The organism is Flavobacterium sp. LHD-85, from assembly GCF_030929595.1.
Taxonomy (GTDB): domain Bacteria; phylum Bacteroidota; class Bacteroidia; order Flavobacteriales; family Flavobacteriaceae; genus Flavobacterium.
This window is the reverse complement of sequence record NZ_JAVFVR010000009.1, coordinates 242,651-265,439: the sequence shown is the minus strand read 5'-3', so window position 1 is coordinate 265,439 and position 22,789 is coordinate 242,651. Positions and strand designations below refer to the sequence as shown.

The window sequence follows — 22,789 nt, the reverse complement described above, 5'->3', positions numbered from 1 at the left end:
AAGATGAGATTTCTTTTAAGGATCGTGGAAGATGACCACGTTGATAGGCTACAGATGTAAAGGCAGTAATGTCATAGTCGAGTAGTACTAATAATCCGTAAGCTTATGCACAGACTTTTCCCTATCCGCCTTGGCGGATAGGGAAGGAACTTTCTTAAAAAAAGCTTATTTGTTTCTTTATCCCAGTATGTTAAAATATTTGCTCGACGCAGAGCGGTGAATAGTAAAGAGTAATAAGTAAAGAGTCTAAGGACTAATTACTAATCACTAAGAGCTAATCACTAACAACCTTAAGGTGGTTATTGCGGCGGGGCTCACCTCTTCCCATCCCGAACAGAGAAGTTAAGCCCGCCTGCGCAGATGGTACTGCATTATTGTGGGAGAGTATGTCGTCGCCTTTCTTTTGAAAACCCTGTTTACATTAACGGGGTTTTTTATTCTAACATTTGCTATATAGAAATATAAGTAAATAAGGTACCTTAGCTCAGATGGTAGAGCAATGGACTGAAAATCCATGTGTCCCTGGTTCGATCCCTGGAGGTACCACATAATGCTCGGATGGTGAAATTGGTAGACACGCTGGACTTAAAATCCAGTGAACAGCAATGTTCGTGCGGGTTCAAGTCCCGCTCTGAGTACTAAAACTTCAATTGACTTTGTCAATTGAAGTTTTTTTTTGGATTTAACTGAGATCACACACTAAATTTCATATTTTTACTTTTAACTATTGTAATATTATAAACTATGCAAAATGTTTTTCTTAAAGAAGATTGTGATCAATTTATAAATAGAATTAATCAGCTCACAGCTAATACACAACCACTTTGGGGTAAGATGTCTGTTGACCAGATGTTGGCTCACTGTAATGTTACGTATGAAATGGTTTATGATAATATTCATCCTAAACCAAATGTTGTTATGAAACTTCTTTTAAAACTATTGGCTAAGAATAAAGTAGTAAGCGAATCTCCTTATCCAAGAAATCTTAGTACAGCTCCGCAATTTATTATTAAAGGGGATCATGATTTTGAACTAGAAAAAAACAGATTGATTTCTTATATTCAAAAAACACAAGAATTAGGAGAACAAGAGTTTGAAGGTAAAGAATCTCTTTCTTTTGGGAAACTGTCTTCTAAAGAATGGAATAATATGTTTGCAAAACATTTAGACCATCATTTCACTCAATTTGGCGTTTAAACTATTTTAGCAATGAAAACGTATGTAATTTTCCTTTTTCTTCTTTTGGGATTATCATCTAATGCTCAAAAACAAGAAGTACAAAAATGCATTGAATCTTTTTTTGAAGGTTTTCATCAGAGAGATTCATCAAAAATTAAGTTAGTCTGTACTGACAAAATGGTATTGCAATCCATTAGTGAAAGTGCTGTTAAAGGCAATAAATTGTCAGATGAAAGCGCAAAAGAATTTTATAAATCTATTGCTTCAATTCCTGTAAACATGAAATTTCAGGAGAAGATTTTAAGCTATAATATTCAAATTGACGGAACTATGGCTCATGCTTGGACTCCTTATGAATTTTATGTAAATGACAAACTTAGCCATACAGGAGTTAATGCATTTACATTATTTAAAGAGAAAGATTCGTGGAAGATAATTTATATAATTGATACGAGAAGAAAATAACTAGATTACTTCTGTATTATAATAAAGGCAGATATCTGCTAAAAGACATTCAAGACATTTCGGTTTTGGTCTGCAGGTCTCTCTTCCTAGAAAAGAAATTGCCATTCCTATTTCGGACCAAATGTTTTTAGGTAAAACCTGCATTAAGTCTTTTTCTATCTTATTTCCGTCTTTACTTTCTTTTATAATTCCAATTCTCGGCGCAACACGAATAACGTGTAAGTCAGCAATAATTCCTTCAGCGGGTCTATTAGTTTCTCTTAGAATAACATTCGCAGATTTTCTTCCGACACCTTTTAGCGCTGTCAAACCTGACATGGTTAAAGGAATATTTGCATCTTCTTTAATAGTTTTTGCTATATCTAGAATCCATTGTGCTTTTGTGCTATAGTTTCGAACTTTAGTAATCTGCGATGTAAAAGTTTCTATATCGGTTTGCGATATGCTTTTTAATGTTGGGTATTTTTCAAATAATTTTGGTGCTATTGTATTTATATTGGCATCAGAATCTTGTGCTGAAAGAATCACCATCACAAGCAATTGATAAGTATTATGATATTCCAGAGGATGCTTTTTTCCTTTATATTTTTTTAAAATGGGCTTTAGTTTTGTTTCCCAATCCGAAGTTTGTCCAAATAAATCCATTTTATATTAAATTTAAAATATTGATATTTAGTTTTTTATGCTTATAAATTTACGGATTTTGTATGAATTCTAGAATTTTTTTAATAACACCATGATTTCCTAGAATTTTTCTATGACCAAGTCCTTCGGTTAGAAATAAGGAACCATTTTTAAGATTTTCATGAATATGTATTCCGGCTTTAACAGAAACTTCAGGATCGTCTTTATCATGCATAACCAAAACAGGAATTTCTACTTTCTGAGCAGCTTTATAAGCTGAAAAATTATCCATTTTAACTTGGTACATATTTTCAAAATAATCTCTTAGATGTATGCTGATTTCTTTCTTCAATCCTAATTTAAAAGTAAATTCATCCAAAATATCCTGAACTATATCACCACTTCCTATTATTACTGCTTTTTCTACTTTAAGTCCGTCTTTGATAGAGTTTAGGACAGACATTCCGCCTAAAGAATGCCCTATTGCAATTTCAAAAGGACCAAATTGTTTTTCTATTTCTAATATAGAAGCTATAAATTCAGACATTATTGTTGTTTGTCCTTTTGATTTTCCGTGAGCAGGCGCATCAAAACTAACTGTAGAATAGCCATTTGCTAGCAGTTCATCGGCAATCTTAAAAAGTTGAGTTCCTCTTCCTGACCAGCCGTGAACCAGTAATACTTTTCGTTGGCTTTTACCATATATATAAGTGACTACACTTTTGTCAATAGCAGGAACATAAACTAAGTTTTGTTCGCTTTTTGAATCCATTTCCAACTCGCGTTTTGGAACTTTATGCTTTATCGGACTTGTAAAAATTTTTGCAGCAAACTTTGTAACTAATTTTGTTGATATAAAAGCACAAATTTTCGCAGAAATTATAATAATCTTCGGAATTTTTAATGATTTAGTAGGATTAATTGCCTTTTTTGCCATTTCAATAAAACTGATTTAAAAGAAGGATTTTGCTTGTTTTTTTGCTAAATTTAAAAAGCATAAAAATAGCATTTAAATGATTGCTTCTTATCTATAATCATAAATTAATTTCTTGAATGGAAATATTTCATATTAGTGCAGAATGTTATCCTGTGGCGAAGGTTGGAGGCTTGGGAGATGTAGTCGGCGCATTGCCTAAATATCAGCAGTCTGCAGGACATGATGTTAGAGTTGTAATTCCTTGTTATGACACAAAGTTTAGACGTGAAAATGATTTTGAATGTGTTCATTGGGGAACGGTTATATTAGGAAATTTTAATTTTCCGTTTAGCGTCTTAAAGGAAACCACTGATAAATTAGGATATGAACTGTATCTAATAGAAATTGATGAATTATTCAATCGTCCGAATGTTTATGGCTATGAAGATGATATAGAAAGATTTTTATCTTTTCAAATTGCAACACTCGATTGGATTATAGCAAGAAATAAAATTCCAGACATTATTAACTGCCATGATCATCATACAGGAGTTATTCCGTTTTTGCTTCAGTTTGCTTATAAATATGAGAATTTGAAGGATGTAAAAACTGTCATAACAATTCATAATGGTTTGTATCAAGGATGGTTTGGTTTTGATAAATTGTATTATTTACCGGAGTTTGATTTGAGACATGTTGGATTTTTAGAATGGAACAATTCAATAAATTCTTTGGCAGTTGGAATCAAATGTGCGAATGCAGTAACTACGGTTTCTCCAAGTTATTTAAATGAAATTAATATTTCTGCCAATGGTTTAGAATCTCTTTTTAATTCTGTACGAAACAAATCAAAAGGAATTTTAAACGGAATTGACATTGAAGTTTGGAATTCGTTGAAAGATCAAATGATTGCAGAAAATTATTCAATTGAAGATTTTGAAGCAGGAAAAAGAATAAACAAAGAAAAACTGTGTGAAGAGTTTGATTTAGATCCTTCAAAACCACTGTTTAGCTTTATTGGCAGATTGTTTGAAGAAAAAGGAGGCGATTTGCTTCCGCATGCTTCTGCTTTGGCTTTGTCAGAACATTTCGAAGAAATTAATATTTTGATTCTAGGTTCTGGAAATGCAGCAATTGAATCACAACTGACTCAACTGCGAAATGATTATAAAGGGAATTACAATGTTTTTATTGGTTATAATGAAGAATTAGCGCATTTGATTTACGCAGGTTCAGATTATATATTAATGCCATCGAGAGTTGAGCCATGCGGATTGAATCAGATGTATGCAATGCGTTACGGAACAATTCCGATTGTTAGAAGAACGGGAGGATTGAGAGATACGGTTATTGATTTTGGAGATGAAGGAAACGGAGTTTGTCATGATCAAGCTTCTGTGGCTGATATATGCTATTCAATAAATCGTGCTGTTAGGTTGTATGAGGATAAAATAAATTTCAATAAAGTTTTAAAACGAGGAATGTCAGCAGATCATTCCTGGGAAAGTGTTTGCCAAGATTATATCGAAATATACAACTTAATAATTCAGCAAGATGAAATTTAAAAAGAAAAATGTAGTCGCCATTATTTTAGGAGGTGGACAAGGTTCACGTTTATTTCCACTAACAGAAACAAGATCAAAGCCAGCAGTTCCGATTGGTGGAAAGTATCGTTTGGTTGATATCCCGATTTCGAATTGTATCAATTCTGATATTTTTAAAATATTTGTTTTGACACAATTCAATTCTGCGTCTCTAAATGCTCACATTAAAAACACTTTTAATTTCAGTATTTTTAGTCAGTCTTTTGTTGATATATTGGCAGCTGAACAAACTCCAGACAATCCAACTTGGTTTCAAGGAACGGCTGATGCTGTAAGGCAATGTATGTCGCATTTTTTAAAACACGATTTCGATCACGCTTTAATTCTTTCTGGGGATCAATTGTATCAAATGGATTTTAATGAAATGCTAGAAGCGCATATTGCTGCTGATGCTGAAATTTCTATTGCAACTTTACCCGTAAATGCTAAAGATGCTCCTGAGTTTGGTATTCTTAAAACAGATCATGAAAATAATATCCATGCGTTTATAGAAAAACCTCATGCTTCTTTATTGCCTGAATGGGAATCTGAAGTGAGTGAGCAAATGCAGGAAAAAGGCAAAAAATATCTAGCTTCGATGGGGATTTATATTTTCAATAAATCATTGTTGGAAGAATTGATGGCTGACCAAGAAACCAAAGATTTTGGTAAAGAAATCATTCCGCAATCTGTTGGAAAGCATAAAATATTAAGTTATCAATATGAAGGATATTGGACAGATATTGGAAATATTGAATCATTTTTTGAAGCAAATATTGGTTTAACTGCAGATATTCCTGAGTTTAATTTATTTGATAATGAGAATAAAATTTTCACAAGACCAAGATTACTGCCACCATCTAAATTTAGAAATTCGATTATCAATCAATCTTTAATTTCTGAAGGCTGTATTATCAATGCAAAAGAAATCAAAAGTTCGGTTATTGGAATTCGCTCAAGAATTGGAGAAGGAACCGTTTTAGAGAATTGCTATGTTATGGGGAACGATTTTTATCAAGATCTTGATGAAATGAACCATGAAAGCAGTATTAATAAAATTCATGTCGGAATTGGCGAAAACTGCTTTATAAATAACGCTTTGATTGATAAAAATGTCCGTATTGGAAATAATGTTCATATTAGTGGAGGCAAACATTTGGACAATTTCACGAACGAATTGTACAGCATAAAAGATGGAATCGTAGTTATTAAAAAAGGAGTTACTCTTTCTGATAATTTTAGAATTGAATAAAACCTGAAAAAACAATATTAAAATTCTAAATTCCAAAATCCAAATTCCAATCGCCATAAAAACCAAATATGATAAAAGTAATCGCACATTCTCTTTTTACCGATTTTGATATAGATTTATTCAAAGCTGGCAAACACTTCAGATTATATGAAAAATTAGGAGCTCATTTAACTGAGGTGAACGGAGTTAAAGGCGTTTATTTTGCCGTTTGGGCTCCAACCGCTCAGTCTGTTTCTGTAGTTGGCGATTTCAATTATTGGACACAGGGTGAACATAATTTAAATGTACGCTGGGATTCTTCCGGAATTTGGGAAGGATTTATTCCTGATATTTCGAAAGGAGCGCTTTATAAGTATAAAATTCAATCCAATATCAATGGTGTAATTACAGAAAAGGCCGATCCTTTTGCTCGTTATTGCGAAAAACCGCCTCATACAGCTTCTGTAGTTTGGGATTTAGATTATAAGTGGAAAGATCAAAATTGGATGCAGAAGCGTCAGGATTATAATGCACTTGATAAGCCGTATTCGGTTTACGAAGTGCATTTGGGATCTTGGAAAAGAGCAGAGCATAATCGGTTTTTAACTTATTTGGAACTTGCAGATGATTTAGTCAAATATGTAAAAGAAACTGGTTTTACGCATGTTGAGTTCATGCCTGTTATGGAATATCCGTACGATCCTTCTTGGGGGTATCAGTTGACAGGATATTTTGCGCCAACTTCACGCTTTGGCAAACCGCAGGATTTTATGGTTTTGGTGGATCGATTGCATCAGGAAGGAATAGGTGTAATTTTAGACTGGGTTCCGTCTCATTTTCCTGATGATGCTCATGGTTTAGGTTTTTTCGACGGCTCTCATTTATATGAACATCCCGATCGCAGAAAAGGATATCACCCAGATTGGAAGAGCTTAGTTTTTAATTATGGAAGAAATGAAGTTAGAGCTTTTCTAATGAGCAATGCTGTTTTTTGGCTTCAGAATTATCACATCGACGGACTTCGAGTCGATGCTGTAGCGTCTATGCTTTATTTGGATTATTCTAGAAAAGATGGTGAATGGGAAGCTAATATTTTTGGAGGAAGAGAAAATTTGGACTCAATTAGTTTTCTTAAAGAATTTAATGAAGTAATTTATTCTAATTTTGATGGAGTCCAGACTATTGCAGAAGAAAGTACTTCGTTTCCTATGGTTTCGAGACCAACTTCTGTGGGAGGTTTAGGTTTTGGGATGAAATGGATGATGGGATGGATGCACGACACTCTTAAATATTTTCAAAAAGAGACGGTCTATAGAAAATACCATCAGAATGAATTGACTTTTTCGATGACTTATGCCTTTACTGAGAATTTCATGCTTCCGTTTTCGCATGACGAAGTGGTGTATGGTAAAAATTCTCTTATTTATAAAATGCCCGGAGATGAATGGCAACGTTTTGCAAATTTGAGACTTTTATATGGTTATATGTTTACTCATCCTGGAACAAAACTCTTGTTTATGGGAGCTGAATTTGGTCAAACGTCTGAATGGAATTTCGAACAAAGTTTAGACTGGCATTTGCTGCAATATGATTTTCATTCTGGAATAAAAAAAATAATCACAGATTTGAATCAGTTGTATAAATCGCAGCCTGCATTGTATGAGAAGCAATTTAGGGGAGATGGTTTTGAATGGATTAATTATTCAGATCATCAAAATGCTATTTTATCTTATATCCGAAAAGGAAATAATCCTGATGAGAATTTAATTGTGGTTTGTAATTTTACTCAAGTTGTTCGAGAGAATTACAGAATTGGCATTCCTAAAAAAGGAAAATTGCAAGAGATTTTTAATAGTGATGCTGTAATTTATGGTGGAGGCGGTGTCGGAAATTCTAAAGCATTAAAAATTGAAACAATCGGTTATGATGGAAGAGATTTTTCTGCAGCATTAATTTTACCGCCTTTAAGTGTTACTGTATATTCTTTGATTGAATAAAAAATCTGAAAGTAAGATTTTGTCATTATATCGTTTCAAAATTATCAAATTGCTGATTTTTTCTTTTGTAATTTGGAACTCATTCAGAAAAATCGTTTTCGTGAATAAACCTTTTATTCATAGGGTGTTACGAACTTTTTTTGTATGTTTGAATAGGAGGAAAATGTTAAATTAATTCATTCGAGATATGATTACAAACACATCATTAGAATACAAAGGCGATTTATACCCATCAAAAATTGTCTCTTATGAACATGAAGGAGATTCTATTTTCTTTAACACGGACAACAAAGTAATTTTAAAAGTTACCATTCTTCGCGATAGTCTAATCCGATTTCGTTTTACTACAAAAGGTTATTTCAGTAACGACTTCTCATACGCTATTGATAAGACGCAGCTTCACGGTTATAATTTTTTAGAACTTACCGAAGAAGAAACGTATTTCCAGATTAGGACAAGCAAAGTTAAATGTAAAATCCAAAAAGTAGATCTTCGTCTGGCAATTTATGATTTAAATGATTTTCTAATTCTGGAAGATGAACTTGGTTTTCATTGGGAAGAAAGCTACGAATATGGAGGAAATATTGTAAAAATGAGCAAATTCTCTAAAGATGGTGAATGTTATTACGGTCTTGGAGATAAAGCCACTCAAATGAATCTTAAGGGCAAGAGAGTAGAAAATTTTGCGACAGATCAATATGCTTACCAAAAAGATCAGGAACCTTTATATAAAGTTGTTCCGTTTTACATTGGCTTACATAACAAACAGTCTTACGGAATATTTTTTGACAATACTTTTAGAACTTTCTTCGATTTTTGTCAGGAAAGAAGAAATATTACCAGTTTTTGGGCTGAAGGTGGCGAAATGAACTATTATTTCATTTATGGCCCGCAAATGCAAGATGTTGTAACGACTTATACCGATTTAACAGGAAAACCAGAATTGCCACCACTTTGGGTTTTAGGCTATCATCAATGCAAATGGAGTTATTATCCAGAAAGTAAAGTAAAAGAAATCACTTCAAAATTTAGGGAACTACAAATTCCGTGTGATGCCATATATCTGGATATTGATTATATGGATGGTTTTAGATGTTTTACTTGGAATAAAAACTATTTTCCAGATCCAAAAAAAATGGTCGCTGAATTGGCCGAGGATGGTTTTAAAACTGTTGTAATCATTGATCCGGGAATTAAAATTGATAAAGATTACTGGGTTTACAAGGAAGCTTTAGAAAAAGATTATTTCTGTAAAAGAGCTGACGGCCCTTATATGAAAGGAAAAGTCTGGCCAGGGGAATGCAATTTTCCTGATTATACAAATCCAGCAGTTAGAGAATGGTGGGCTGGTTTATTTAAAGAATTAGTTTCAGAAATTGGTGTAAAAGGAGTTTGGAATGATATGAATGAACCTGCCGTAATGGAGGTTCCAAATAAAACCTTCCCAATGGACGTACGTCACTTTTACGATGGAAATCCTTGCAGTCATAGAAAAGCGCATAACATTTACGGAACGCAAATGGCAAGAGCAACGTATCATGGTGTCAAACGATTTGCTTATCCGAAACGTCCGTTTGTCATTACAAGATCGGCTTATTCTGGAGCGCAACGATACACTTCTTCTTGGACAGGAGATAATGTGGCGACTTGGGAACATCTATGGATTGCAAATATACAAGTGCAGAGAATGTCTATTTCTGGAATGGGATTTACAGGTTCTGACATTGGAGGATTTGCAGAACAGCCTTCAGGCGAGTTATATGCACGTTGGATTCAATTAGGTGTTTTTCATCCGTTTTGCAGAACACACTCTTCTGGAGATCATGGAAATCAGGAACCTTGGTCATTTGACGAAGAAGTGATTAATATCACTAGAAAATTTGTCAGCCTTCGCTATCAATTACTTCCTTATTTATATACGATGTTTTGGCAGTATATTGAAGAAGGAGTTCCAATGCTGAAACCGTTAGTTTGCTTTGATCAGGACGATACGCAGACACATTACCGTAATGATGAGTTTATCTTTGGAAACCAAATTTTGGTCTGTCCAATACTTGAACCTAATGCTGTAGGTAGACGTATGTATATTCCTAGAGGAGAATGGTATAACTACTGGACAAATGAACTTTTTATTGGAGGAAGAGAGATTTGGATTGACAGTAAATTTGATGAAATTCCTGTTTTTGTAAAAGCGGGTGCCATTATTCCTAAATATCCAGTTCAGCAATTTGTTGGCGAATTAGAGTTTGATGAACTGACACTTGATGTTTACTATAAAAATGGTAAAGAGCAATCGGCAGTTTATGAAGATGCACAAGATGGTTATGATTATAAAAAAGGACGTTACAGCTATTTGTCGCTCAGAAATATAGGAAAAGAAAAAGAGCTTATTATTCAGCTTCACAAAGAAGGGAAGTATGAAACTCCGTATTCTAAATATAAAATCAATTTAATTGGACTTCCATTTAAAGTTTCAGAAATTGAAATTGACAATGAAAAAATTGAATTTGACAAAATTAATTTCGACTTAAATAATTTCTTGAGTGTTGATAAAGAGTTCAATGAACTTCATATTGTTGGCGAATAGTCAAATTTTGATAATTTTTTGATTTATCGTATAAAACATTTTATCTTTTTTAATCGTATTTTTGTTATAAAAATAGCTCGAATTATGAAAAAATATGTGTTTTTAGGGGTTTTTGGAGCACTTATGATGGGGTGTGCAACAAATCCAATTACAGGGAAACAAAACTTGAATTTTGTTTCGAATAGCGAATTGTTTCCATCTTCTTTTCAGCAATACAGCCAGTTTTTAACTGAGAACAAAGTTATTACGGGAACAGCAGATGCAAAACTTGTGGAAACAGTAGGATTTAAGATCAAGGCAGCTGCAGAAAAATATTTAAATTATTTAGGTCAAACGCAATACTTAAAAGATTATCGTTGGGAATATAAATTGGTCGATAATAAAGAAGTAAATGCATGGTGTCTTCCTGGCGGTAAAATTGTAGTGTATTCTGGAATTTTGCCAATTACGCAAAATGAATCTGGTTTGGCAACGGTAATGGGGCACGAAGTTTCTCATGCTTTAGCAAATCACGGTGCGCAAAGAATGTCTGCCGCACAATTGCAGCAAATTGGTGGAGCAGCTTTAGGAGCGGCAACAAGCGGAAAATCTGAAGCAACACAGCAGATATTTGCACAAGCTTACGGAATTGGTTCTGAAGTAGGTGTCATGCTTCCATTTAGCAGAAGCAATGAAAGTGAAGCGGACAAAATTGGTTTGACTTTGATGGCAATTGCAGGTTACAATCCAGATGATGCTGTAGCTTTCTGGAGTAGAATGGCGGCCAAATCTGGTGGAGCTTCTACACCAGAATTTATGAGTACACACCCTTCTGATGCTACAAGAATTGCTAATATTAAAGCCTTAATTCCAGAAGCAAAAGCAATTGCGCTTAAAGTTGGAACGATAAAGTAATACATAAAAAAAATAAATTTAAAAGCTATTCTTTGGAATAGCTTTTTTTGTTTTAGTACACTTCATGATTTAATAATGTACGATTTGAATAAATTCTATTTGTTTATCGTAAAAAATGGATAAATTCGTAGCCTATTAACAAAACCATTTCTATGAAAAACCTACAAAAAGGAGATAAGAAGCTTTTAAATGCTTGGGCATTTTATGACTGGGCCAATTCAGTTTATACTTTGACGATTGCTTCTGCTGTGTTTCCAATTTTTTATGAAGCTTTATTCAGTGATCGTGATCATTACATCGATGTTTTCGGAATGCATCTTAAAAATTCGGCCTTAATTAGTTTTATTACGGCTGCGGCTTTTTTAGTAGTTTCATTTATTTCTCCTTTATTATCTGGAATTGCCGATTATGTAGGGAATAAAAAATCATTCATGAAGTTTTTCTGTTACATGGGAGCTTTATCGTGTATGGGATTATATTGGTTTGATCTTGAAAATATTTATGTCGGTTTAGCTTTTTATTTCCTGGGATTATTAGGATATTGGGGAAGTTTGGTTTTTTATAATTCTTATCTGCCAGACATTGCTTTTGAGGAGCAGCAAGACAGAATTAGTGCGAAAGGATATTCTTTAGGCTATATAGGAAGTGTTATTTTGTTAATCATCAATTTAGCGATGATAATGAAGCCAAAACTTTTTGGAATATCAGGAACCGATGGAGAAGCTGCAATGAAAGCAATGCGTTATTCTTTTATAATGGTTGGAGTTTGGTGGATTCTATTCAGTCAATATACATATTACTATTTGCCAAAAGGAAGCAAAGAAACAGGACAGAAGCTGACAAAATCTGTGATATTCAATGGTTTTAAAGAATTAAGAAAGGTTTGGGGTATATTGCAGGATAATATTCCTTTAAGACGTTATTTAGGAGGTTTTTTTGTTTCTAGCATGGCTGTTCAAACCGTAATGCTTGTAGCAACTTATTTTGGGGCTCAAGAAATTCAATGGGAAACCAAAGAGCAAAGTACAATTGGTTTAATTATTTGTATTTTAATAATTCAGTTGGTAGCTGTTGTAGGGGCGGTTTTAACTTCTAGAGCATCTGCAAAATTTGGTAATATCCCAACACTTATAGGAATTAATGTTGTATGGGCTGTTTTTTGCGCATTAGCTTACTTTATAACATTACCAACACATTTTTATGTTATGGCTACAGTGGCTGGATTTGTAATGGGAGGAATTCAGGCTTTGTCTCGTTCTACCTATTCTAAATTATTGCCTGAAACAGAAGATACGGCGTCATTTTTTAGTTTTTATGATGTAGCAGAAAAAATCGGAATTGTAATTGGAATGTGTGTTTACGGAATTATCGATCAGATTACGGGAAGTCCGCGTGCGGCGATTGTAATCTTGGCAATATTCTTTATTACATCAATATTTTTATTGAGAAGAGTGCATAAAAAAGACGTTTCAAATTAATTGAAACGTCTTTAATAATAATATCGCAAATTGCAATTAATTATTGATTGATGATAGTTATGTAATTTGCGATATTTTATTTAATTAATTAACCTTTGTAAATTTTTCCAGAACCAGAAACTTTTACATCTCTTTTCTCTGGATTTCCTAAATATTTAATATTTCCAGAACCAGAAACTCTTCCAGTAATACTTGTTTCGCAGGTTACTACGCTATTTCCAGAACCAGAAACAGTTACATCTACAGCTTGCGATTTTAAATTGGAAGCATTAACATTTCCTGATCCAGATATTTTGCTTGTGAAAGAATCTGCTTTTCCTTTTAAAACTATATCACCAGAACCGCTTAGAGCTAAATCAAAATTTTTTGAATCAACATCTAAGTCAAAATTTCCTGATCCTGAAAGTTTTGCTGAAAAACTATCGCTGTTGATTTTGTTTTTACTTTTTACATCGCCAGATCCGGATAAAGTAACTGCCGATATTTTTTCGAATGGAACTGTCACTTCAATCTTTTTGCCCATGCTGGTACGTAGTTGTATTCCTTTCTCAACATAAACTTTCAATTCGTTTCCTTCAACTTCAACTTTGATTTTAGATAATAAATTTTCTTCTCCTTTAAGGGTGATTTTTCCTTCTTTTCCAGCTACCAAATCTACATCCAAGAATCCAGAGATTCTTATGCCATCATAGTTTCCAGTTGTTCTTGTTTCGGTAGTGACATTACCATTTCCGCTTATTTTTGTTTGTGCGTTAGAATTTACCGCAATAAAAAACAGGCTTAATGCTGTAAGTAAAATTGACTTTTTCATTGTTTTGATTTTTAGATGATTAATTTTTTATTAGTGAAATATTTCCATAGTTTGAATTGATATTGATTTTATTCTGGCCTTTTTTCTTGTAAAATCCTGCGATTCTTTTGCTGTTGCTTTTGACTTCAGAAACAGAAACTTCTAACGAATTATCATGTTTGATATTCGAATATTTTGCTGAAATATCAAAATCAAAAGCGTAGTTTGGAACATAACCGATTGTAACGTCTGTATATCCTGAGTTTATGCTAATATTTCCTGCTTTTTCAGTCACAGTTCCGATACTGATTTTACTGTAATTGGTGTCATAACTAAAGTTGCTTGATACTTCTCCAATAATAAAAGTCATGTAATTTCCAGAACCGCTTAAAGAATTGATTTTTTGAAATTTAAACGTGCCATAATTACAGTCAGCTTTAATGTTTTGACCATCATTTAGATTAATATCTGTATAGTTTGCATTAATATTTAGGTTTCCAGAATCATTAATTTTAAGATTTGAATATCGAGCATCTATATTTCCTGCTTTTATATAATCAACGCTTGAATTCTGGCAATATTGAATAGAAATTTGATTGTTCGATCCGCTTAATTTTCCTAAAGTAACTTTGCCATATTTACATTCAATGTCTGTAGAAGATTCTGCATTTGGAATAGAGATATTTCCATACTTATTAGCTAGTTTAATTGTTCCGTTTTTTGGAATTTTAATAACATAGTTGATTTCAACACTGTTATTGCTTCCTTTGCTTTTAACATTAGAACTTCCTAGCGATGTTACAGCTGTCACCAAACTTTTAAGAGCAGTGATATTTACATCAATGTTGTTCAATCGTTCATTTACCCAATTTTCATTTGGGCCATTCACTTTAATCGTGATGTCAAGATCAATTTTATCTTCATCCCAAGTGGTTACAGTGATGCTTCCGTATTTGTTGTCAATATCGATTCCTGCGTTCGAATTTACGATATAGGTTTTTTTAATGTTTTTTTGTTTCGTTATATAAGTGTCATCATTTGAAAATCCTAAGAAAGGAATCAAAAGAAGTAAGATTAGCAAATTATAGTGTTTTTTCATTAGAGGTGTTTTTTAGTTTTTCATTGTCTTCAATTCTTTTCAAAACGGTTTGTAAAAAAGAAATACGCGTTTGGAGATTGCTGATCATTGCATAAATAATCTGTTTGTTTTCTCCATTTTTTTGCAATTCATTGATGATTTTTTGATAATCAGCATCGAAAGTTTTCATCTGCTTCATTGCGTCATCAATAATCTGCTGGTTTTCTGGCGAATTTTTCTCTTTCAGTTTAACCAGTTCATTATCAATTAGAATATTAAAAATAGAATCGGTACGTTTAGTTTCTTTAGAAGCAAATTTGAATTCTTTTGGTTTTTCATTTTTATAAAAAAGAGATATCCCGAGCATCAATACAATCGAAGCGGCAATAGCAGTTACGAACCAATATCGTTTCTTAGGCTCTTTTTTGTTTAGTTTTTGAAGAAAATCCATCTGATGATCCGGATTTAACTCCTGAATATCCCATTGGTTTTCAAATCTGTTAAATAATTCTTCTAAGTTGTCTTTTTCATTTTTCATAATTCCAATTCATTTTATATCTCTTCCAATTTTTTTCTCAAACTATCTTTGGCTCTGCTCAAAGTCGTTCTGCAATTTGCGTATGTGATGTTTAAAATTTCGCAGATCTCTTCTTGATCATAACCTTCTATATAAAAAAGCGTCAGCACCATTCTGTAATTATCTTTCAGCTGCAGAATAGTATCCAAAACCTGTTTTACTTTTAGAGAGTTTAAGTCAATATTATCGGAAAGAATTCCGTCGTTTTCTTCGATTTTATAAAGCTGTTTACTTAAATCTTCTACTTGAAAAGAGTTGTTTTTCTTGTAAAAATCGATGCTATAATTGATGATTATTTTTTTTAACCATGCTCCAAAAGCCACTTCTTGTTTATAGTCATTGATTTTTGTAAAAGCCTTTAAGAAACCTTCCTGCATGACGTCTTGTGCAAAATGTTCATCTTTTACAATACGAAAAGCCACGTTATACATCGCCTTACAATAGCGATTGTATATTTCAAACTGCGCTTTTTGATTATTGCTTTTGCAAAGCGCAATCAGTTCATCGATATTTTGGTTGTTTATAGTCAAGTAGTGGCTTTTGGTTTTTAGTAATGACTTTACTTTTTTTTGTTTGTTACACTTTTATAAAATTAATTTTATTTTTTTTTAATTTCATTAGAGCGAAAGTGAAAATATAATTTTTAGAACTGACTTCTTTTGCTTTTGGCATAATGATTGTCTATTTTTATGCCCTATCTTGTAATTGAAAGACGAAACTCGTTTTCAGTAAAAACTTCAATAAGCAATACTACTTTTACAGATAACATAACAATTTTAATGACAAAACGACTTATATTTTATTATGTCAAACCATAAAATACTTACTATTGACAATCTGTCACTTCAAGAATTTGACTCAGAGGCAGAATTAATTCCATTGTTGACGCCAGAAGATGAGGAGGAAATGAACAATGAAGAACTTCCTGTTTCGCTTCCAATTTTACCTTTACGTAATACTGTATTATTTCCAGGAGTTGTTATTCCAATTTCTGCTGGAAGAGATAAGTCTATCAAACTAATTAATGACGCTAACGCAGGCGGAAAAATTATTGGTGTTGTATCTCAAATTAATGAAGAAGACGAAGATCCGTCAAAAGATGATATTCATAAAGTAGGAACTGTAGCGCGTATTTTGCGTGTGCTTAAAATGCCTGACGGAAACGTTACGGTTATTCTTCAAGGTAAAAAACGCTTCGAAATTGACGAAGTTGTTGCTGAAGAACCTTATATGACAGCAACAATTAAAGAAGTTGCTGAAGATCGTCCAGATGAAAATGATACTGAGTTTACAGCTATTTTAGACTCTGTAAAAGAATTAGCGATTCAAATTATCAAAGAAAGTCCAAACATTCCTTCTGAAGCTACTTTTGCGATTAAAAACATTGAAAGCCAGTCATTTTTAATCAATTTTGTATCCTCAAACATGAATTTATCTGTAAAAGAAAAACAAGGTCTTTTATCGATAAATGGATTAAAAGAACGCGCTTTAGAGACTTTGCGTTATATGAATGTTGAACTTCAAAAATTAGAATTGAAGAATGACATTCAGTCAAAAGTTCGTTTTGACTTAGATCAGCAGCAGAGAGAGTATTTCCTTCACCAGCAAATGAAAACCATTCAAGAAGAATTGGGTGGCGTTTCTCAGGAAGAGGAAATGGACGAAATGGGGCAGAAGGCGAAAACCAAAAAATGGGACGAAAAAACGCAGAAACATTTCGAGAAAGAATTATCTAAAATGCGTCGCATGAATCCGCAGTCGCCAGATTTCGGAATTCAAAGAAATTACTTAGAGTTGTTTTTAGAATTGCCTTGGGGCGAATATTCTAAAGATAAATTCGATTTAAAACACGCACAAAAGATATTAGATAAAGATCATTTTGGACTTGATGAAGTTAAGAAAAGAATGATTGAGCATTTGGCAGTTTTAAAATTGCGAAATGACATGAAATCACCAATTATATGCTTAACAGGGCCTCCGGGAGTTGGTAAGACTTCTATTGGGCGTTCTGTGGCAGAAGCTTTAGGAAGAGAATATGTTCGTATTTCTTTAGGAGGCTTACGTGACGAAGCGGAAATTCGCGGTCATAGAAAAACCTATATAGGAGCGATGCCAGGACGTATCATTCAGAGTTTGAAAAAGGCAGGAACATCAAATCCTGTGTTTATCTTAGATGAGATTGATAAACTTTCAAATGGAAATAGCGGCGATCCATCTTCAGCTTTACTAGAGGTTTTAGATCCAGAGCAAAACAATGCTTTCTATGATAACTTCCTTGAAATGGGCTATGATTTGTCTAAAGTAATGTTTATTGCGACTTCAAATAATATGTCAGCGATTCAGCCTGCTTTGCGTGACAGAATGGAAGTAATCAAAATGTCAGGCTATACCATTGAAGAAAAAGTTGAAATTGCTAAAAGACATTTATTTCCAAAACAATTAGAAGCTCACGGTTTAACTGCAAAAGATTTGACTATTGGTAAAAAACAATTAGAAAAAATCATTGAAGGTTATACTAGAGAATCTGGTGTTCGTAACTTAGAAACTAAAATTGCTCAAGTTATCAGAAATGCAGCAAAATCTGTTGCAATGGAAGAAGAGTACAACAAAAAAGTTACAGATGAAGATGTTGTAGCAATTTTAGGAGTGCCAAGATTAGAGCGTGATAAATACGAAAATAATGATGTTGCTGGTGTTGTAACAGGTTTAGCTTGGACAAGTGTTGGAGGAGATATTTTATTTATTGAATCTTTGATTTCTGAAGGAAAAGGCTCATTGACTATTACAGGAAATCTTGGAACTGTAATGAAAGAATCTGCTACAATTGCATTAGAATATATTAAAGCAAATGCTAAGAAATTAGGCATTAGTACAGAATTATTTCAGAAATATAACATTCATTTACACGTTCCAGAAGGAGCAACTCCAAAAGATGGACCAAGTGCTGGTATAGCAATGCTTACTTCTTTAGTTTCGCTTTTAAGTCAAAAGAAAGTAAAGAAAAGTTTAGCTATGACTGGAGAAATCACTTTACGCGGAAAAGTGCTTCCTGTTGGCGGAATCAAAGAGAAAATCTTAGCCGCTAAAAGAGCTGGAATTAAAGAAATCATTCTTTGCCACGAAAATAAAAGCGATATTGATGAAATTAAAGCCGAGTATCTAGAAGGTCTTTCTTTTCATTATGTAAAAGAAATGAGCGAAGTTTTAGCGATTGCTTTGACTGATCAAAAAGTTAAAAATGCTAAAGATTTGAAATAAACGTCAATTAAATTTTTATATATTTAAATTCCAAATTCCAATTTTTTTATTGGAGTTTGGAATTTTTTTATTGGAATTTATTTAGCGTATAGTTTATTTTAAGAGTTATATAATTTTATATTTGCAGTTACGTTATTCCCATATAGGTGCGCCAAAAACAAATGCTTAAAAAAGTTGTTTTATTTTTTATAATCTTAATTTGTTCGTGTTCTTTCGGACAAGTTGGAGGGCGTTACACTTATCAATTCTTAAATCTTACCACTTCGCCAAGACAGGCTGCATTAGGAGGAGATATAATTACGATATATGACGAAGACGTTAATCAGGCCATGTCAAACCCCGCTTTAATAAACGCAGATATGGACAATCATTTGGCATTAAATTACGGAAGTTATTACGGCGAAGCCTCTTATGGTACTGCATCATATGCTTATACTTATGATAGGCATGTCCAGACTTTTTATGCTGGAGTGACTTATGTAAATTATGGCACGTTTGAAGGTTATGACGAAAATGGTCAGGCGACTTCTAATTTTACAGGAAGTGAAGGTGCCCTATCACTTGGATATGCCTACAATGTTCCTTATACCGATTTTTACATTGGAGCAAGCGCTAAATTGATAACATCATCGCTTGAAAGTTATAATTCGATTGGAGGCGCAGTTGATTTGGGGTTTCTATATGTGAATGAAATGAATGATCTGAACTTCGCTCTTGTGTTTAGAAATATGGGAACGCAGTTTACGACTTATTCAGGAATTAAAGAAAATCTTCCGTTTGAAATCATTGCTGGCGTTTCACAAGAATTAGAACATGTTCCAATTCGCTGGCATCTTTCGTTGGAGAATCTTCAGCAATGGAATATCTCTTTTTCAAACCCTAATCGAGGAGAAACTAATATTGACGGAAGTACAAGTCCAGAAAAGGTTTCTTTTGTAAACAATGCTTTGAGGCACGTTGCTTTTGGTGTGGAACTTTTTCCTAAGAAAGCATTCAATTTTCGTATCGGATATAACTTTAGAAGAGGAGAAGAGTTGCGAGTAGAAGAACAGCGCAATTTTTCGGGTGTTTCATTAGGTTTTGGTTTAAGAATGAATAAGTTAAAATTTAATTATTCATATTCTAGATATACACTGGCGGCTAATACAAGCCTTTTTGGTTTAACATTAAATTTTCAATAATTACAAAAAACAATTCTATTTGGTCTTATTTATGGTGGTAAGTTTTTTTTTATAGAATCAAAACTTTCTTTTAAGTAAGAGGAAAAAAAATCTCTAATAATCATTTAATGAAAAAAGTAATTATCATATGTCTTTTTGCTCTTGTGATTTTAGTTGGGTATTTTATAATATCTGATAGCAATAGAGTTGATTTACCATCTTCTGACTATAAAAGAGTTGAAACTCATGTTGCTGATATAAAAAAGCTAATTCATAAGAATGCGAAATACAATGATAAAATTGCTTTTTTTATAGATATGAAGATTCCTTCGGGGAAGAATCGCTTTTTTGTTTATGATTTAAAAGCAGATAAAATTATAGACAAAGGTTTGGTTGCGCATGGTTCTGGTTCTGAAACGGGGAAAGAAGGAAAACTTCGCTTTAGCAACGTTCCAAATTCATTAAGCACTTCATTAGGAAGATATTCTATCGGAAATCATTATTACGGAAAGTTTGGAAAGGCATATAGGTTGTATGGTTTAGATGAAACAAATGATAATGCTTTTAAACGGGATATTGTTTTTCATTACTATTATGATGTTCCATATGAAGAGAAAGATGGCTACATTTGCAATAGCCATGGCTGTCCTATGGTTAATAAGAAATACTTTGAAAGAATAGCTCGATTAATTGATGGTTCCAAATCGGATATTTTAATGAGTATTTACTATTAGAAAAAAAAGCTTTAAAAGAATAAAAATTTAAAAATAAAAAATTGAAAAAAATTACCATTGCTATCGACGGATTTTCATCAACAGGAAAGAGTACTCTTGCCAAGCAATTAGCAAAAGAGCTAGAATATGTTTATGTGGATACTGGAGCTATGTATCGTGCCGTTGCTTATTTTGCTATGCAACATAATTTGATTGGAGTTGATTTCTTTAAGAAAGAAGCCTTGATTGAAGCATTAGCAGATATTAAACTTGAATTTAAATTTAATGCGGATTTAGGTTTTGCGGAAATGTATCTAAATGGTGAAAACGTAGAGAAACAAATTAGAACTATTGAGGTTTCTAATTTCGTTAGCAAAGTAGCGGCTGTTTCAGAAGTTCGTGCTAAATTAGTAGAACAGCAGCAAGAAATGGGAAAGAACAAAGCTATTGTAATGGACGGTCGTGACATCGGAACTGTAGTTTTTCCTAATGCTGAACTTAAAATCTTCATGACTGCAAGTGCAGAAACTCGTGCTCAAAGACGTTTTGACGAATTGCAGGCTAAGGGTGATAATGTTTCTTATGAAGAAGTCTTAAAAAATGTAGTAGAGAGAGATTATATGGACACACATCGTGCAGATTCTCCTTTGGTAATTGCTGAAGATGCAATAGAAATTGATAATTCTTACTTAAATAAAGAGGAGCAATTTGCAGCTGTTTTAGAATTAGTGAATGATGTTGTTAAAACAATATAATTTTTTGCAGATATTATTTTAAATGGTAGTTTTACCGCTTCATTTTTACTAAAGAACAATTTTTATCATATGGGGATTAAAAATAGATTGATTTTAATGAGCTTTCTTCAATTTTTTGTTTGGGGAGCCTGGCTTATAACAATTGGAAATTATTGGTTTGGAACAAAAAACTGGGAAGGAACTCAATTCGGACTAGTTTTCGGAACCATGGGAATCGCTTCTCTTTTTATGCCTACACTTACGGGTATTATTGCCGACAGATGGGTTAATGCCGAAAAATTATACGGCGCGCTTCATATTCTTTATGCAGTAGTTCTATTCGGAATTGCACAAGTTGCTACACCAGATACTTTTATTATTGTTATGCTTTTAGCCATGTGCTGTTATATGCCAACAATCGCTTTAAGTAATTCAATATCTTATACTTCGCTTAAATTAAATAATAAAAACATTGTGAAAGACTTCCCGCCAATTCGCGTTTGGGGGACAATTGGTTTTATTGTAGCAATGTGGATTACAAATTTAAGCGGAAGCAAAGCAACAGAATATCAATTTTATATTGCTGGAGTTGGAGCTTTAATTCTTGGAGTTTATGCTTTTACTTTGCCTAAATGTGAGCCACAGCGTTTGATTAAAGAAAATGCAACTTGGATTGAAACTTTTGGCTTAGAATCTTTCAAATTGTTTGCAAATTACAAAATGGCTTTGTTTTTTGTTTTTTCTATGTTTTTAGGAGGAGCGTTACAATTGACAAATGCTTATGGTGATGTGTTTTTGGATGAATTTAAGCATTTTCCAAAATATGCAGATTCTTTTGTAATTAAATATTCGACTATTATAATGTCGATTTCTCAAGTTTCTGAGACGTTATTTATTTTGGCTATTCCATTTTTCTTGAGACGTTTCGGAATCAAACAGGTTATGTTGATTAGTATGCTGGCTTGGGTTTTACGTTTTGGATTATTTGCTTTTGGAGATCCAGTTGGAGGTCTATGGATGATTATTCTTTCTTGTATTGTTTACGGAATGGCATTTGACTTCTTTAATATTTCGGGTTCTTTATTCGTTGAAAGCAATACCGATTCTAAAATTCGTTCTTCTGCGCAAGGTTTATTTATGATGATGACCAATGGAGTAGGAGCAGTTTTGGGAAGTTTGACTTCGGGATGGGCAATAGATCGTTTCTTTACAAAATCGTTTGCTAATACAACAGAATTGGCTGGTTTTTTACAAACAGATGCCACTAATGAGAAAATAGCAGAATTTGTAAAAGGACAAGGAAATTCAATTTCTGCAGATGGAATTTTTGCAAATCCAGTTTTAATGAAAGATTGGCATACAATCTGGTTGTCGTTTGCTGCTTATGCTTTGGTAATTGCTATAGCCTTTGCTGTATTGTTTAAACATAAGCATGATCCGAAGGAGATTGAGAATTTGAGTCATTAATATTTTAGATATAAAAAATCCCGTTTTCGATTTATTGAAGACGGGATTTTTTCTTTAT

The 22,789-nt window shown here is 33.0% G+C and carries 19 protein-coding genes, 2 tRNA genes and 2 rRNA genes; 17 read left to right on the top strand and 6 right to left on the bottom strand.

The window, feature by feature from the left end; genetic code table 11:
• From RB618_RS16480 to RB618_RS16455, 6 genes are all read left to right on the top strand, one after another.
• Nucleotides 1–111: ribosomal RNA gene (locus RB618_RS16480) — 23S ribosomal RNA — on the top strand; the annotation flags it as partial.
• A 180-nt stretch (nt 112–291) separates the two neighbouring features.
• Nucleotides 292–401 (top strand): 5S ribosomal RNA (rrf, locus tag RB618_RS16475).
• A gap of 72 nt (nt 402–473) precedes the next feature.
• Nucleotides 474–546 (top strand) — tRNA-Phe (locus RB618_RS16470).
• 6 nt (nt 547–552) lie between these two features.
• Nucleotides 553–638: transfer RNA gene (locus tag RB618_RS16465), tRNA-Leu, on the top strand.
• A 106-nt stretch (nt 639–744) separates the two neighbouring features.
• Nucleotides 745–1,197, top strand: a complete 453-nt coding sequence (locus RB618_RS16460) for a DUF1569 domain-containing protein (protein ID WP_308069735.1) — start codon at nt 745–747, stop codon at nt 1,195–1,197.
• Nucleotides 1,198–1,209: 12 nt separating this feature from the next.
• The gene (locus RB618_RS16455; RefSeq protein WP_308069734.1) at nt 1,210–1,644 is read left to right on the top strand and encodes a nuclear transport factor 2 family protein; all 435 of its coding nucleotides are present in this window, start codon (nt 1,210–1,212) and stop codon (nt 1,642–1,644) included.
• On the opposite strand, the gene nth is transcribed toward RB618_RS16455, so the two are convergent.
• Together nth and RB618_RS16445 are read right to left on the bottom strand one after the other, a co-directional pair.
• Nucleotides 1,645–2,289: an endonuclease III gene (gene nth / locus RB618_RS16450; RefSeq protein WP_308069733.1), complete on the bottom strand. Its 645-nt coding sequence runs from the start codon at nt 2,287–2,289 to the stop codon at nt 1,645–1,647. It abuts the gene before it with no gap.
• 49 nt (nt 2,290–2,338) lie between these two features.
• The gene (locus RB618_RS16445) at nt 2,339–3,205 is read right to left on the bottom strand and encodes an alpha/beta hydrolase (protein WP_308069732.1); all 867 of its coding nucleotides are present in this window, start codon (nt 3,203–3,205) and stop codon (nt 2,339–2,341) included.
• Between the two features lie 116 nt (nt 3,206–3,321).
• Here RB618_RS16445 and RB618_RS16440 point away from each other — a divergent pair, with 116 nt between their 5' ends.
• The 6 genes from RB618_RS16440 to RB618_RS16415 all read left to right on the top strand — a co-directional run bounded on the left by RB618_RS16440 (nt 3,322) and on the right by RB618_RS16415 (nt 12,954).
• Nucleotides 3,322–4,749, top strand: a complete 1,428-nt coding sequence (locus RB618_RS16440) for a glycogen synthase (protein ID WP_308069731.1) — start codon at nt 3,322–3,324, stop codon at nt 4,747–4,749.
• Nucleotides 4,739–6,019, top strand: a complete 1,281-nt coding sequence (locus tag RB618_RS16435; RefSeq protein WP_111376318.1) for a glucose-1-phosphate adenylyltransferase — start codon at nt 4,739–4,741, stop codon at nt 6,017–6,019. Before RB618_RS16440 ends, RB618_RS16435 begins: the two co-directional genes overlap by 11 nt.
• Before the next feature lie 68 nt (nt 6,020–6,087).
• Complete coding sequence (gene glgB / locus RB618_RS16430; RefSeq protein WP_308069730.1) at nt 6,088–7,995, top strand: 1,4-alpha-glucan branching protein GlgB; 1,908 nt, start codon at nt 6,088–6,090, stop codon at nt 7,993–7,995.
• Between the two features lie 187 nt (nt 7,996–8,182).
• Nucleotides 8,183–10,582 (top strand): glycoside hydrolase family 31 protein, encoded by a 2,400-nt coding sequence (locus RB618_RS16425; protein WP_308069729.1) that lies wholly within the window; start codon nt 8,183–8,185, stop codon nt 10,580–10,582.
• 84 nt (nt 10,583–10,666) lie between these two features.
• Entirely contained in the window at nt 10,667–11,476 is an 810-nt protein-coding gene (locus RB618_RS16420; protein WP_274256853.1) for a M48 family metallopeptidase, read from the top strand.
• Nucleotides 11,477–11,628: 152 nt separating this feature from the next.
• Nucleotides 11,629–12,954 carry an MFS transporter gene (locus RB618_RS16415; RefSeq protein WP_308069728.1) on the top strand — a complete coding sequence of 442 codons (1,326 nt, stop codon included), beginning with the start codon at nt 11,629–11,631 and terminating at the stop codon, nt 12,952–12,954.
• Between the two features lie 88 nt (nt 12,955–13,042).
• On the opposite strand, the gene RB618_RS16410 is transcribed toward RB618_RS16415, so the two are convergent.
• The 4 genes from RB618_RS16410 to RB618_RS16395 are packed head-to-tail and all read right to left on the bottom strand — an operon-like array spanning nt 13,043 to nt 15,929.
• Nucleotides 13,043–13,765, bottom strand: a complete 723-nt coding sequence (locus tag RB618_RS16410) for a head GIN domain-containing protein (RefSeq protein ID WP_308069727.1) — start codon at nt 13,763–13,765, stop codon at nt 13,043–13,045.
• 19 nt (nt 13,766–13,784) lie between these two features.
• Nucleotides 13,785–14,843, bottom strand: coding sequence for a hypothetical protein (locus RB618_RS16405; protein WP_308069726.1), 1,059 nt, complete (start codon nt 14,841–14,843; stop codon nt 13,785–13,787).
• A complete protein-coding gene (locus RB618_RS16400; RefSeq protein ID WP_274256849.1) occupies nt 14,827–15,360 on the bottom strand; it encodes an anti-sigma factor in 534 nt (177 codons plus the stop codon). The genes RB618_RS16405 and RB618_RS16400 overlap by 17 nt, the downstream gene beginning before the upstream one ends.
• 14 nt (nt 15,361–15,374) lie before the next feature.
• A complete protein-coding gene (locus RB618_RS16395; RefSeq protein WP_308069725.1) occupies nt 15,375–15,929 on the bottom strand; it encodes a sigma-70 family RNA polymerase sigma factor in 555 nt (184 codons plus the stop codon).
• A gap of 274 nt (nt 15,930–16,203) precedes the next feature.
• On the opposite strand from RB618_RS16395, the gene lon reads away from it, so the two are divergent.
• The 5 genes from lon to RB618_RS16370 all read left to right on the top strand — a co-directional run bounded on the left by lon (nt 16,204) and on the right by RB618_RS16370 (nt 22,731).
• Entirely contained in the window at nt 16,204–18,657 is a 2,454-nt protein-coding gene (lon, locus tag RB618_RS16390; RefSeq protein ID WP_308069724.1) for an endopeptidase La, read from the top strand.
• Between the two features lie 161 nt (nt 18,658–18,818).
• Complete coding sequence (gene porQ, locus RB618_RS16385) at nt 18,819–19,838, top strand: type IX secretion system protein PorQ (RefSeq protein ID WP_308069723.1); 1,020 nt, start codon at nt 18,819–18,821, stop codon at nt 19,836–19,838.
• A 107-nt stretch (nt 19,839–19,945) separates the two neighbouring features.
• Nucleotides 19,946–20,551, top strand: a complete 606-nt coding sequence (locus tag RB618_RS16380; protein ID WP_308069722.1) for a murein L,D-transpeptidase catalytic domain-containing protein — start codon at nt 19,946–19,948, stop codon at nt 20,549–20,551.
• A gap of 41 nt (nt 20,552–20,592) precedes the next feature.
• Nucleotides 20,593–21,285 carry a (d)CMP kinase gene (gene cmk, locus RB618_RS16375; RefSeq protein ID WP_308069721.1) on the top strand — a complete coding sequence of 231 codons (693 nt, stop codon included), beginning with the start codon at nt 20,593–20,595 and terminating at the stop codon, nt 21,283–21,285.
• Nucleotides 21,286–21,354: 69 nt separating this feature from the next.
• The gene (locus RB618_RS16370) at nt 21,355–22,731 is read left to right on the top strand and encodes a nucleoside permease (RefSeq protein WP_308069720.1); all 1,377 of its coding nucleotides are present in this window, start codon (nt 21,355–21,357) and stop codon (nt 22,729–22,731) included.
• Nucleotides 22,732–22,789: the final 58 nt, after the last annotated feature.

Excerpts from the sequence above, each read along its gene's own strand:
- RB618_RS16460 (WP_308069735.1), top strand. The coding sequence starts at position 745 with ATGCAAAATGTTTTTCTTAAAGAAGATTGTGATCAATTTATAAATAGA.
- RB618_RS16455 (WP_308069734.1), top strand. The coding sequence starts at position 1,210 with ATGAAAACGTATGTAATTTTCCTTTTTCTTCTTTTGGGATTATCATCT.
- nth (WP_308069733.1), bottom strand. The coding sequence starts at position 2,289 with ATGGATTTATTTGGACAAACTTCGGATTGGGAAACAAAACTAAAGCCC.
- RB618_RS16445 (WP_308069732.1), bottom strand. The coding sequence starts at position 3,205 with ATGGCAAAAAAGGCAATTAATCCTACTAAATCATTAAAAATTCCGAAG.
- RB618_RS16440 (WP_308069731.1), top strand. The coding sequence starts at position 3,322 with ATGGAAATATTTCATATTAGTGCAGAATGTTATCCTGTGGCGAAGGTT.
- RB618_RS16435 (WP_111376318.1), top strand. The coding sequence starts at position 4,739 with ATGAAATTTAAAAAGAAAAATGTAGTCGCCATTATTTTAGGAGGTGGA.
- glgB (WP_308069730.1), top strand. The coding sequence starts at position 6,088 with ATGATAAAAGTAATCGCACATTCTCTTTTTACCGATTTTGATATAGAT.
- RB618_RS16425 (WP_308069729.1), top strand. The coding sequence starts at position 8,183 with ATGATTACAAACACATCATTAGAATACAAAGGCGATTTATACCCATCA.
- RB618_RS16420 (WP_274256853.1), top strand. The coding sequence starts at position 10,667 with ATGAAAAAATATGTGTTTTTAGGGGTTTTTGGAGCACTTATGATGGGG.
- RB618_RS16415 (WP_308069728.1), top strand. The coding sequence starts at position 11,629 with ATGAAAAACCTACAAAAAGGAGATAAGAAGCTTTTAAATGCTTGGGCA.
- RB618_RS16410 (WP_308069727.1), bottom strand. The coding sequence starts at position 13,765 with ATGAAAAAGTCAATTTTACTTACAGCATTAAGCCTGTTTTTTATTGCG.
- RB618_RS16405 (WP_308069726.1), bottom strand. The coding sequence starts at position 14,843 with ATGAAAAAACACTATAATTTGCTAATCTTACTTCTTTTGATTCCTTTC.
- RB618_RS16400 (WP_274256849.1), bottom strand. The coding sequence starts at position 15,360 with ATGAAAAATGAAAAAGACAACTTAGAAGAATTATTTAACAGATTTGAA.
- lon (WP_308069724.1), top strand. The coding sequence starts at position 16,204 with ATGTCAAACCATAAAATACTTACTATTGACAATCTGTCACTTCAAGAA.
- porQ (WP_308069723.1), top strand. The coding sequence starts at position 18,819 with ATGCTTAAAAAAGTTGTTTTATTTTTTATAATCTTAATTTGTTCGTGT.
- RB618_RS16380 (WP_308069722.1), top strand. The coding sequence starts at position 19,946 with ATGAAAAAAGTAATTATCATATGTCTTTTTGCTCTTGTGATTTTAGTT.
- RB618_RS16370 (WP_308069720.1), top strand. The coding sequence starts at position 21,355 with ATGGGGATTAAAAATAGATTGATTTTAATGAGCTTTCTTCAATTTTTT.